Origin of the sequence: Falsihalocynthiibacter sp. BN13B15, assembly GCF_041205415.1 — a bacterium.
GTDB lineage: Bacteria > Pseudomonadota > Alphaproteobacteria > Rhodobacterales > Rhodobacteraceae > Falsihalocynthiibacter > Falsihalocynthiibacter arcticus.
The window spans coordinates 44,190-56,532 of the sequence record NZ_JBGFCE010000012.1 but is presented as its reverse complement, the minus strand read 5'-3'; the positions used below and the strand labels follow the sequence as shown (position 1 = coordinate 56,532).

Sequence of the window (12,343 nt, the reverse complement as noted above, 5' to 3'; positions counted from 1 at the left end):
GGAATAGACTGCTTTGTTCCAGCCGTATTTTTCCTAAATACTGAAATTTTGATTACTCTACGACAGATGCAAACCAACTCTTTTTTTGTTCACTCCTATGGCGAAAGCTGGTTGCTTTTGCATGAAAGTCCCCCTCCGCGATACTGGTCTTGAAATAAACTTGTTCCAAAAAACCTTCACGGAGAAAACAGATGAAAACAACACCTATATTAGCATCCATAGTCGTAGGATTTACCGCCATTGCCGCCTTTGCGCATGGCGGCGCGATGGGGATCGTAAAAGAGCGTATGGATGCCATGGATGCGATGGGCAAGGCTGTCAAATCCGTCGCCCCCATGATGCAGGGTACAACTGACTACAACGCAGAGACAGTTAAACAAGCGGCGGCGCTTTTCTTGCAGCATTCTGGCGAAGAAATGACTTCGTTGTTTCCGGAGGGTTCGGGGGCAGCACCGTCGGAGGCCAAGGCAACCGTATGGTCAGATTGGGACGAATTCTCCGAACTTGCCGAGCGGCTTGGCGTGGCAGCTGAAGGATTGGCCAAGGCTGCGGACAATGGACTTATGATGGGTGGCAATACAAGTAAATCCGCCAGCGATATGATGGGCGGCGGGGGAATGATGGGGGCTTCGCCTGCAACCAACATGTCCGTCGCACAGATCGCGGCGATGCCAGCCGATCAAGCCTTCACGATTGTGTCTCAAGTATGCACTGCGTGCCATACAAAATACCGCGCCGAGAATAAATAAATGAGATGGGTATTCAAGTTGGCTCTAGGGTCTGCGGCTCTTGGGGCCGTGGTCATTGGGGCGCTCGTTGTCTGGCCGATTGGTAACAGTCCTGCGCAAATTTCTCTTGAGGGGGATGTCGGCCGCGGTGCCTATCTTGCGCGTGCAAGTGGCTGTATTGCCTGTCACACTGATTTTGAAGCAGGAGGGGCGCCTTTGGCGGGAGGGGTCGAGTTGAAAACCCCCTTTGGCACATTGTATTCTCCAAACTTAACTGGCGACCCTGTTCACGGGATTGGCGATTGGACCATTCAAGAATTTGCGGTGGCAGTTCGCCAAGGGGTCTCGCCTGAGGGGGAGGCCTATTATCCGGCGTTCACCTATCCGTTTTATGCGAATTTCACCGATCAGGATATCGCTGACCTTTGGGCAGCTTACCAAACAGTGGCCCCAGTTGCGGAACCTTCAAAGCCCCACGAAATGGCGTTTCCGTTTGACCAACGTTGGGGCCTTAAACTATGGCGCGCGGCATTCCTCAAACCACCTCGCACCAAGCCAAATCCGGACAATGATGCACTGTGGAATCGAGGGAGGCTTCTTGTTGGGGGTGCCACGCATTGTGCCGCCTGCCATACCGCACGAAACTTTGCGGGAGCGCGAAAAACCGACACCGAACACTTCAAGGGCAACGCCACTTTGCCAGGTGGCGGAAAAGCCCCGGCAATTGACTACGAAACCCTGCAAATGCGGGGCTGGACGGTGGATAACCTTGCCTATGCATTGAGCACAGGTGTGAAGCCCGACGGGGATGCCTTCGGTGATTCCATGGGGGAAGTTGTTTTGTATGGCACGAGCTTCTTGAGCCCTGAGGATCATCGCGCAATGGCCATCTACTTGTTGGATGATCATAGCGGCGGGTAATTGATTGCGCATCACGTATTGGAAGTTGGGAGGGGACGAACCCCTCTCCTATGAAGGAACAGAAATGACACAAACACGACGTGATGTTTTGCAAATGGGTGCCGCGTTTGGCGTTGCGGCAATGGTGCCGACAATTGGCCGCGCGCAAACCGCAGATATGCAAAGGATTGTCGCACGCCCTGCCAGCGTTCAACTAGCGCCGCCCGAATACCCCAAGACCGATATTTGGGGGTATGACGGCAAGCTGCCTGGCCCTGAAATACGTGTGCCACAAGGCGGGCCCGTCGCGCGGCGATTTGTGAATGAACTGCCGCAAGCAAGTTCGATGCATTGGCACGGCCTGCGCATAGAAAATGCTATGGATGGCGTTGCGGGCCTCACCCAAGAAGCGGTGCCAACGGGCGAAACGTTCGACTACGAGTTTGTTGCGCCAGATGCGGGCACCTATTGGTATCACGCGCACAATCGGTCAACCGAGCAGGTTGCGCGCGGCCTTTATGGCGCGTTGATCGTCGAAGAACCAACCCCTGCCGACGTGGATCGCGATGAGGTGCTGATCCTTGATGATTGGCTGCTTGATCCGGAAACTGGCCAACTGGACCCCGATTTTGACGCCCCCCATAATAGTAGCCACGCAGGACGCCGCGGCAATTTTATTGCGACGAACGGAAGCTTTGACACAACGTGGGAGGTGCCCGCAAATACACGGCTGCGCTTGCGTCTCATCAACGCCGCAAATGCACGGGTTTTTCAGCTAGGCCTGTCTGGCCTTGAGGGCTGGGTGATGGCGCTGGACGGTATGCCCCTCGAAACCCCGGAGCCGATTCCGGAGATGATTTTAATGGCCCCTGGTCAACGCGTTGATCTATTTGTCGATGTGACCGCCCCTATGGGTGAAACCGCGCATCTGGTGCGCATTGAAGAGGATCAAGGCTATTCTCAAGCGGCGTTTAGCGTGGTTGACGCCCTCGACTCTTCCAAAGAACAACGAGGGGCACCTGTGCCCTTGCCCCCCAACCCGAATATGGACGTGCCAAATCTGGAAACCGCGCGTCGCATCACTCTTGATATGGAAGGTGGCGCGATGGGGCGTCTGGAGACGGCCGTTTTGGACGGCGAGCGCATGGATTTCCGCGAGCTTGTGGCGGCCAATCAGTTCTGGTCTTTTAACGGTGTGGTGGGCATGACGCAGACGCCTCTTGCAAGCCTTGCGCGGGGCGAAACGGCAAGAATGCGCATCGCCAACAACACCGTGTTCCCCCATGCAATGCATCTTCATGGCATGCATTTTCGCGAGATTGCCGAAGACGGTACAATAGGCCCTCTCAGGGATACGCTTTTGATCTTTGGGGATGAATCACGAGAGATCGCCTTTGTTGCGGACAACCCGGGGAAGTGGCTTTTCCACTGTCATATGCTGTCGCATGCCGCGTCTGGCATGATGACGTGGATTGAGGTGGCGTGATGCAAAACCATTTTCGCGTTCTCAAAATCAAATTTCCCCCAACAGGAGACTTAGTATGAGCATCAGGAATTTAACCACGTCGGTGGCGCTGTGTCTTGCGGTCCCTTTTGCAGCGTATGCAGATGGGGTGAGCGACGAGCGGATAAAGGAACTTGCCCTAGAGGCCATTCTTGAAAACCCGCAAATAGTCATGGAAGCGGTTGCGATCCTCGAAAAACAGCGCTTGGAAGGCGAGTCATTGGCCGTGGCTGATGTGCTCACAAGTCAGCGAGCTCTATTGGAACAAGACCCAAATGCACCGGTTTTAGGCAATCCGGACGGCGATGTGACCGTTGTTGAGTTCTTTGACTACAATTGCCCCTACTGTCGAAGTGCAATGGGTGAAGTTCAAGCCATGCTCAAAAAAGATCCAAATGTGCGCTTGGTGTATCGGGAGTGGCCCATCCTTGGCGAGGGTTCGGTATTTGCGTCCAAAGCGGCGCTTGCTGCGCGCAATCAAGGAAAATATGAAGAGTTTCATTGGGCGCTCATGGGTATGAAGGGGCGCGCCGATGAGAAGAGCGTTCTCGCAATTGCAAAGGATATTGGTCTTGATGTGGACGTGCTTCGGCAGGATATGGACTCCCCAGAAGTGGCGGAACATATCGCCAGTTCCATGAGCCTTAGTCAAACCTTAGGGTTCAACGGAACCCCTTCCTTTGTGATCGGCAACCAACTCGTCCCCGGATTCGTCGAACAGGCGCAGCTTTCAGAATATGTTGACGCCGTGCGAGAGGGGCAGGAATGATTGGGCTCCTTTGCGTTTTAAACTCGTAGCGAGTTTGCGCGAACCATTAGAATGTGTGAGGATTTCGGTGAACAGGAAAAGGAATGGATTTATGAAAAAGGGCAACAAAACTGCCATCCTCGTTGCCGGATTGGGTGGCCTTGCCGTGATCGCTTTTGTGGCCATTTCATTCCTCTTTGTTGGCACAGACACGCCCCCATTGAAGCAGCCCTCAAATTCAAACGTTCAGGCTGGTGCTGCTTTGTACAGCGAGAATTGTGCATCGTGTCATGGCAAGGATCTTGAGGGGCAGCCTGACTGGCGCAGCCAAAATGAAAACGGCATGCTTCCGGCACCGCCGCATGACGAAAGCGGCCATACATGGCATCACGGTGACGCGTTATTGTTTGAATATACAAAACTCGGAGGGCAGGCTGTGCTGGAGGCTTCTGGCGCAACGGGTTTTACAAGTGGAATGCCGCGTTTTGAGGGCCAGCTCAGTGACGAAGAAATTTGGGATATCCTCGCATTTATAAAATCAAACTGGTCGGAACGGGCGCGGTTATCGCAGGCCGAGCGGTCTAAAGGCGAGTAATCCAAGGACGATAATTCGTTTCCACCACCTTTGTGGTCAAGGATGGTGGAAACAAGATCTGGACACAGGAGAACTCGCGTAGCCCTCAGTTTTGAGAATTGTCGCCAAAGCTTCGTTATCTAGGCGGCTTGTGACCTCAACGACATGTGCCTCAAGATCAAAGGTCAGGATAGCCGCGGAATCTGCGGCGGTGACAGCTTTTTTGATCGCCGCGGTGCAGTGGCCGCAAGTCATATTTGGAACGGTGAATTTGCTCATGGGTTTTCCTTTTGCTGGTTTTGGGTAAACGTGGGGGTTCCCACGTGGGAAGGTCAAGCCTCATAATTTGCGTAAATATCCCTTTGACCCTACCTTCATCGTGGTCGGCAGTCGCACTCGAAATAATCGAGGTATACAGGTTGAATTGTTCAATGCGAATGTGTTGACTGTGGGGGTGCGGCAGAGGGGTCCCGTTGGATAGCGGATTACCCGATGCGCACACGCGTGCGACGATATTCTGGCCGCTGGGGCCACTCAGATCGTTACGACGAATACAATATTTCACCCCAGCTACGAAATTTCCAAAGCGTCGTTGTTGGCGGAGGCCACGAGAACAACAGGCTCGCGAATATGGTAGATTCATTCCCTTTCTAAACCACAGAGGGGCGCCCCGAAAGACAAACAGAAATCCGGTTAGGAATATTCACATGATGAAACACACCAAAGGACAAGACTCACAGTCCGCTGAGGTGGCGGAAAAGGATATGGTTCCCAAGAATTTTTCCGGAACAATCTATACCTGCCCGATGCATCCGGAAGTCCGTCAGACCAAATCCGGTTCTTGTCCGATCTGCGGCATGGGATTGGAGATTGAATCTGCCACGTTGACCGACGATGGTCCGAACCCTGAGTTGATCGACTTCACGCGCAGGTTCTGGGTCGGCGCTGTGCTGACAATACCGTTGCTGATCCTGACCATGTCGCCGTTTGTTGGTGCTGGTTGGATTCGGGAGATATTCGGCGAACGCGCCACTTTGTGGATCGAATTCGTTCTGGCTACACCAGTGATCCTCTGGTCTGGCTGGCCGTTCTTCACCCGTGGATGGACCTCATTTCGGACAATGAAACTGAACATGTTCAGTCTTATCGCAATGGGCATTTCGGCGGCCTATGGTTTCAGTGTAGTTGCCGTTTTGGCACCGAGCATTTTCCCCGACGGGTTTCGCAGTGCGGATGGCCATGTCGGCGTGTATTTCGAGGCCGCGGCCGTAATTGTGACGCTCGTGTTACTGGGTCAAGTGATGGAACTGCGCGCCCGTGAAGGCACGGGAAAGGCGATACGAGCGCTGCTTGATATGGCCGCCAAAACGGCCCGCGTGATCCGTCCCGATGGCACTGAGGAAGAAGTGGCTTTGGAGGATGTGCTTGTCGGCGATCACCTGCGCGTCGTTCCCGGCGACAAGGTGCCTGTGGATGGCACTGTCGTCGAAGGACACTCCTCCATAGATGAAAGTATGATTTCGGGTGAGCCGGTTCCTGTTGAAAAAGTCGCAGGCGACATGGTCACTGGCGCCACAATCAACGGCACGGGTTCTCTGGTGATCGCGGCGACACGCGTTGGCGCCGACACCATGCTAAGTCAGATCGTCGAGATGGTGGCAAGCGCCCAACGTTCGCGCGCACCAATCCAGAAATATGCGGATACGGTTGCCGGATACTTCGTCCCAGCGGTGATCCTCGCCGCGATTTTGGCCTTTTTCGGTTGGGCGTTTTGGGGACCAGATCCAGCCCTTTCCTATGGGTTGATCTCGGCCGTGGCCGTGTTGATCATTGCTTGTCCCTGTGCCCTTGGCCTTGCGACGCCCATGTCCATCATGACCGCCACGGGGCGCGGCGCACAGGCGGGCGTACTGATTAAAAACGCCGAGGCGCTGGAGCGGTTCGAAAAGGTCGACACGCTGATTGTGGACAAAACCGGCACCCTCACGGAAGGCAAACCACGTCTTGTCGCGGTCCTGCCAGAACCGGGGCATGACGAGGCCGAGGTGTTGCGACTTGCGGCGTCGCTGGAGCGCGGTTCTGAACATCCTTTGGCCGAAGCTATTGTGCGCGGTGCGGAAGACCGTGGTGTTGCCATGGTTAAAGCTGAAGACTTCGAAGCGATCACGGGCAAGGGCGTCAAAGGGGTGGTCGACGGCAAGGCGGTGGCGCTTGGAAATCTTGCCCTGATCACCGACATGGGGCTGAAAGCCGACGCCTTGATTGCCAAGGCGGACGCACGTCGCGACGAAGGTGAAACTGTAATGTTCGTCGTCTTGGGTAATGAAATTGCAGGGTTGGTCAGTGTGGCGGATCCGGTCAAAGAGACGACACCTGCTGCGTTAAAAGCCCTTCATGAATTGGGTTTTCGGATCATCATGGCCACTGGAGACAACGAACGTACGGCAAAAGCGGTCGCTGCCCGTTTGGGTATCGACGAAATTCGCGCGGATGTTTTGCCCGAGGATAAGGCGCGGATCATTCGCGAGTTACAAGCCGAAGGCCGCAAGGTTGCGATGGCGGGTGATGGCGTGAATGATGCGCCCGCATTGGTGCAGGCCGACGTTGGTATTGCGATGGGGACGGGGGCCGATGTGGCAATCGAAAGTGCGGGCTTCACGCTGGTCAAAGGTAACCTTGACGGTATCGTGCGCGCGCGCCGTCTGTCGCATGCAACGATGCGCAACATTCGCCAAAACCTGTTCTTTGCGATGATCTACAACGCGGCGGGTGTGCCGGTAGCGGCGGGTATCTTGTTCCCCTTCCTAGGAATTTTGATCAGCCCGATGTTTGCCGCCTTTGCAATGTCAGCCTCGTCAATCTCCGTAGTCGCGAATGCGCTTCGACTGCGCCGGTTAAAATTTTGATGGAAACCAACCGATGAACCGCATGATCTACATCTTTGCTACGGCCTTTGCCCTAATCGGCGTAGCCGAAATCTTCTATTTCTTTTTCTGGGGAGTTTATCTGTTCCCTGGGGGGAGTCTGGCCGCTAAGGCCGTCTGGGTCGCCTCTTGCGGGATCGCGATGGGGGCGGCAATTGGCGCGGCAACTTTGTTGTTGGTCGAGGGCCGCACATCGGGCAAGGCTGCAATACTGACGGGGGCGGCCATAGTAACCACTGTTGGCAGTTATTGCGCATGGCTTTGTAGCCGCGTCGATGCGAAATTCGAGTATTTCGGTGGGCCGGAAAACGGGACACTCTTCATCTTGTCGGGCGTCATACCAGCCATCGCTGGTGGCCTGCTTTATGGCTGGTGGCTCTATGGCAGGGAGCAAGGGATTGGTCATACACTTTGAACGATCCCCACCCCCCTCTTGAGGCAGGTTTTGTCCTGTGGTGGCGCACATGGAGGACGATGGGACGCATGATTAAGGCGATAGATGCATCAGAGATGGGGCTTCTTAGCGTGTCGCTAACGACAAAAACTTAGAAAGGAGAAAGTGAATGAATGGTTTTGGAATGGGCTTTGGCGGCCTGTGGATGATCTTAGTACTGGTTCTTGCCGTCTTGGCGATAGCCGCGCTGCTCAAATATCTGCGCAAGTAAAACAAGTTGCCGCAGCTTCTGGCGGGTATTGGAAACTCCAGCCTTACCCAAAAGTCTAAGTGTGATCAGGGCTGTCTTCGATGCGGCCACTGGTTCTGTGGCCATGTGTAATAATCAACGTGATTTTTGTTGTAATATTGATTTGGCGGGACCAAGCAAGCAAACCAAAATAGAGGCAGATGTATGACACATTCACACCGCGATGACGATTTAAAAAAGGGCTCCATCAGCTTGGGTGGGGCGGTTGGCATGGGGACTGGCGTTATGATCGGGGCAGGCATTTTTGCGCTGACTGGCCAAATCGCCCAGCTGGCCGGGCCGTATTTTGCCCTGTCTTTCGTGCTCGGTGCAATCGTTACGTCCTTCAGCGCTTACAGTTACATCAAGATGTCTAACGCTTGGCCGTCCTCTGGAGGGATAGCAATGATCTTGCAAAAGGCCTATGGCCCCGGTGCCATTGCCGCCGGTGCCGCGCTTTTGATGGCCCTATCGATGGTCATCTCCGAAAGCCTTGTGGCACGGACATTCGCCACATATGTCTTGCGGCCCTTCGACATCGCAGGCGGCCCGCTGGTGCCGATATTGGCGGTCGGGGTGATCCTGTTCGCATTTCTTGTTAACATTTCGGGCAACCGGACGGTCGGCTTCCTTTCGATAGTTATGGCCGTCATTAAAATCGGCGGTATTGCGCTGTTTGGAATAGTTGCCTTGTGGTCTGGTGGCTTCAGTTTCCCAGAAACGAGCAGCAGTGCAGGAGGGTTTAGTGCCACCGGATTTGTCGCCTCCGTAGCGCTGTCGATCCTCGCGTTTAAGGGGTTTACCACGATCACCAATAGCGGTTCAGAAATCACCAACCCCCATCGCAATGTGGGGCGCACTATCATGATCTCGATTGCAATCTGTGTTGTGATCTACCTTTTGGTTGCCTTTGCCGTTGGATCAAACCTTACCATTGAACAGATCGTCGCAGCAAAAGACTATTCGCTGGCAGAGGCGGCCTCGCCTGCATTGGGGCAATTGGGGTTCTATTTCACGGTTGTATTGGCGGCGGTGGCCACAGCATCTGGCGTAATGGCGAGCGTTTTTGCGGTCTCGCGGATGTTGGCAATGCTGACAGACATGAAGATGATACCACATAGCCACTTCGGAATGTCCGGCTCTATCCAAAGCCATACGTTGGTCTACACTGTGGTCCTCGCTTCTACGCTGGCGGTGTTTTTTGATCTGGGCCGGATTGCTTCACTTGGAGCATTTTTCTACCTCGTCATGGACATGTTGGTGCATTGGGGTGTGTTCCGAAGCGTGCGAAAAGAAATTGGTGCGAGCGCGGTAATCTTGTTATGTGCGCTGTCGTTTGACGCCATTGTTCTTGTCGCGTTCACAATGATGAAGTTGGCGTCGGATCCAGTGATCGTGCTTTTTGCCGCAATCGGGATCACTACAGTCTTTGTCTTTGAGCGCATCTATCTGTCACGTTGGACCGCTCCACAGGCCGAAGGCGGACACTAACGTGCACCCTAGATAAACCGGTTGGCACGCCGTGGTTCACTCTTGCTGATTAGGAGCCTTAACTCCATCGTCGCGCGGGAACTGCTCAAATCTTAAGACGGAGGGGCAACTACAATCCGATGAATCGCACACTCGGCATTCGTTTGATCGTTTGCACATCATTTTCATAAATCGCCGTGAGTTCTTCGACATAGGCGTCGTCCCATCCAGGCAGGTCGATTTCGGTTTCTATTTCATCGGGTTTCGCGAATTTATCTAGGAAGGCGGCGATAATGCGACCCTTTTGCACATCGTTTTGGGGGGGATGCGCCTCGAGATACCCCAAGAACCGCTTCATCCCTTCGGGCGACATGATTTCTTCAACAAGGTCGTATTCGCCGTCAAAGGAATAGCCGTCCTCAATCCCTGACAGCGCCGAGAGAATGTGGGACCAAATTAGGGGGGTGTCTTCGTTGCACCAAACCGTCACCGGCGCGTGGGGGTAGGTGTCGGTAATCGCTTGAATGACGGTCGACCATCGCAGGGCCTTTGGGTCGCTCCCCGCAAGGTAATCGAGGTAGTCCATTTTCGGGGTGCGCAAACAGAGTTCGGGAATAAGAACGGCCGGATTGCAAATTCCTAAATGGAATTCCAGATCATAGCCGTGAAACAAGTTGCTATAGCTTGTAATTTTGTCTGTTATTTGCGGATAGAAATTCGGGCCATCAAACACGCGCGGAGCGACGCAAATGAAGTTTTCGTTGGACAAAACCAGACGGTCAGCATGATCTACTTCGAGAATGGTATCCAAAAGGGCTTCTTGGGTTTCGACACTGGCACGTGCCCCCCCAAGGGCCGCGATGGTTTTGCGAATAAGGTTGCGATAGCGTCCCGGTCCAGGAACCACAACTCCACGTCCAGATAAATGCCCTTTGTTCTTAAGTAAGCCTTTAAGAAGTTTGTCATTATCGGTTGAGTGTGCTCCCAAATGGAAAGCAATCTGCATGCGTTTCGCCCCTATGCGTCTTGGGGCCGCGTTGCGCGGCACCTGTGAAGGTAATATACGTGGTTTTCTGGACAGGCAAACCGCTTTCCTTTAGCAGTTCCGCGATGAGAGAAAAAATGAACCCCACCATAGTTGACAAACCCCTATTCTCGCGTGGTTTAGCGCGGTTGCGACCAAATGTTTGGTCGCTGGGGGCCGTGCTCATTGCGGCCCTTGTGTTGGCCCCGATTGTGTCTGTTATCTGGATAGCCTTTCATCCGGTTGAAAACATTTGGCCCCATCTTTTGGCCACCACGTTGCCGCGCTATTTTGCCAATACCCTGATCTTGATGTTGTCCGTCGGCACGCTAAGTGCGGCGGTAGGAATGGGGGCGGCATGGCTTACCACCATGTATATTTTTCCAGGGGTGCGATGGTTTCAATGGCTTCTGCTGCTGCCCTTGGCGATCCCTGCTTATTTGGGCGCCTATGGTTTGGTTGATTTCTTAGAGTATGCGGGGCCCGTGCAAACGGGATTGCGCAATATCATGGGCTATAGCAATCGTCTGGATTACTGGTTTCCGGAAATTCGGTCGATGTATATGGCCGTTATTGTCCTTACAGCAGCCCTATGCCCCTATGTTTACCTCCTGTCACGGGCTGCATTGCGCGAACAATCTGGCGGCAGTTACGAGGTGGCGCGGGCATTGGGGGCAGGGCCGTTTAAACGGTTTTGGCGCGTTGGTGTTCCGTTGGCGCGTCCTGCTATTGCGGCAGGTGTGGCTATTGTAATGATGGAAACCGCTAGCGATTTTGGCACGGTCGAGTTTTTTGCGGTCCAAACCCTGACGACCGGGATTTTCAATACGTGGCTTGAGAGCAATAACGCTGGTGGCGCGGCCCAGATCGCGGGCGTTGTGCTGTTACTTGTTCTCGTATTGGTTGCGCTTGAACGGGTAGGGCGCAAGAACAGCCGGTACCACAATACCGCCCGCCAATCCCGTGCAATTATTGCCATTCCGCTGACGGGCGTGCGGGCATGGATCGCCAGTTTCCTGTGTTTCATTCCCTTCGCCGTTGGGTTTCTTTTGCCCGCTAGTGTGCTCACCTATCATGCGCTCACAAATCTTGAGGCGTGGCAGAACCGCGGCTTGATCGAAGCTCTGGGGAATACATTGCTCGTGGGGATTTCCGCAGCCTTTCTCACCGTTTCTGCAGCGCTATTCCTCGTTTATGGCGTGCGGTTGACAGGGCAAAAACTCCCCCGCTTGCTCCTGCCCGTCACAACCTTGGGATATGCCGCACCAGGAGCTGTTTTGGCCGTCGGCGTGCTAATCCCGATGGCGGCGATGGACCACTTCATTGCCGATTGGGCTGAGGCCGTTTTCGACCGGAATATCGGTCTGTTGATGACAGGTACCGGATTTGCGATCATTTTCGCCTATTGTGTCCGGTTTTTCGCAATTGCACAGGGAGCCATAGACGCCGCTATCGGCCGTGTCGCCCCCAGTTTGCCCCTTGCGGCCCGCTCTCTCGGCAAAACCGCAGGCGGTACTCTATGGCACGTTTATTTCCCCCTTATTCGCGGCTCTGTCGGAACAGCCCTCCTGTTGGTTTTCGTCGATTGCGTCAAAGAACTCCCCGCCACGCTCCTCTTGCGCCCCTTTAATTTCAACACCCTCGCAACTCGCGTTTACGACCAAGCAAGCCTTGAGAATCTGTCTGACGCAGCCCCCGCCGCAATTCTGGTCATCCTCGTCGGATTGACCGCCGTCCTCCTCCTTGCGCGCACACACAGACAGAGCCATTGAGAGATGAATATGATGA

Annotated in this window: 11 protein-coding genes; 9 read left to right on the top strand and 2 right to left on the bottom strand. The window is 54.3% G+C overall.

Features of this window, described 5'->3' with window-relative positions; all coding sequences use genetic code 11:
* The first annotated feature begins 191 nt into the window (after window positions 1–191).
* The 5 genes from AB9F26_RS17320 (at window position 192) to AB9F26_RS17300 (ending at window position 4,475) form a co-directional block, all read left to right on the top strand.
* Window positions 192–749, top strand: coding sequence for a cytochrome c (locus AB9F26_RS17320; protein WP_369768598.1), 558 nt, complete (start codon window positions 192–194; stop codon window positions 747–749).
* Entirely contained in the window at window positions 750–1,649 is a 900-nt protein-coding gene (locus AB9F26_RS17315) for a cytochrome c (RefSeq protein ID WP_335586241.1), read from the top strand. It abuts the gene before it with no gap.
* 64 nt (window positions 1,650–1,713) lie between these two features.
* On the top strand, window positions 1,714–3,114 hold the full coding sequence (locus tag AB9F26_RS17310; protein ID WP_369768597.1) for a multicopper oxidase family protein: 1,401 nt from the start codon (window positions 1,714–1,716) through the stop codon (window positions 3,112–3,114).
* A 55-nt stretch (window positions 3,115–3,169) separates the two neighbouring features.
* Window positions 3,170–3,901 (top strand): DsbA family protein, encoded by a 732-nt coding sequence (locus tag AB9F26_RS17305; RefSeq protein WP_335586239.1) that lies wholly within the window; start codon window positions 3,170–3,172, stop codon window positions 3,899–3,901.
* Window positions 3,902–3,992: 91 nt separating this feature from the next.
* Window positions 3,993–4,475, top strand: a complete 483-nt coding sequence (locus AB9F26_RS17300; protein WP_335586238.1) for a cytochrome c — start codon at window positions 3,993–3,995, stop codon at window positions 4,473–4,475.
* A 36-nt stretch (window positions 4,476–4,511) separates the two neighbouring features.
* On the opposite strand, the gene AB9F26_RS17295 is transcribed toward AB9F26_RS17300, so the two are convergent.
* Window positions 4,512–4,733: a heavy-metal-associated domain-containing protein gene (locus AB9F26_RS17295; RefSeq protein ID WP_369768596.1), complete on the bottom strand. Its 222-nt coding sequence runs from the start codon at window positions 4,731–4,733 to the stop codon at window positions 4,512–4,514.
* Between the two features lie 485 nt (window positions 4,734–5,218).
* Here AB9F26_RS17295 and AB9F26_RS17290 point away from each other — a divergent pair, with 485 nt between their 5' ends.
* From AB9F26_RS17290 to AB9F26_RS17280, 3 genes are all read left to right on the top strand, one after another.
* On the top strand, window positions 5,219–7,360 hold the full coding sequence (locus AB9F26_RS17290; protein ID WP_369768634.1) for a copper-translocating P-type ATPase: 2,142 nt from the start codon (window positions 5,219–5,221) through the stop codon (window positions 7,358–7,360).
* 13 nt (window positions 7,361–7,373) lie between these two features.
* The gene (locus AB9F26_RS17285) at window positions 7,374–7,793 is read left to right on the top strand and encodes a hypothetical protein (protein ID WP_335586236.1); all 420 of its coding nucleotides are present in this window, start codon (window positions 7,374–7,376) and stop codon (window positions 7,791–7,793) included.
* Window positions 7,794–8,226: 433 nt separating this feature from the next.
* Window positions 8,227–9,552, top strand: coding sequence for an APC family permease (locus AB9F26_RS17280; RefSeq protein WP_369768595.1), 1,326 nt, complete (start codon window positions 8,227–8,229; stop codon window positions 9,550–9,552).
* A 109-nt stretch (window positions 9,553–9,661) separates the two neighbouring features.
* Here the strand turns inward: AB9F26_RS17280 and AB9F26_RS17275 are convergent, their stop codons facing one another.
* Window positions 9,662–10,537, bottom strand: a complete 876-nt coding sequence (locus tag AB9F26_RS17275; RefSeq protein ID WP_369756559.1) for a hypothetical protein — start codon at window positions 10,535–10,537, stop codon at window positions 9,662–9,664.
* A 116-nt stretch (window positions 10,538–10,653) separates the two neighbouring features.
* On the opposite strand from AB9F26_RS17275, the gene AB9F26_RS17270 reads away from it, so the two are divergent.
* Window positions 10,654–12,327, top strand: a complete 1,674-nt coding sequence (locus AB9F26_RS17270) for an ABC transporter permease (RefSeq protein WP_369768594.1) — start codon at window positions 10,654–10,656, stop codon at window positions 12,325–12,327.
* Window positions 12,328–12,343 lie beyond the last annotated feature (16 nt).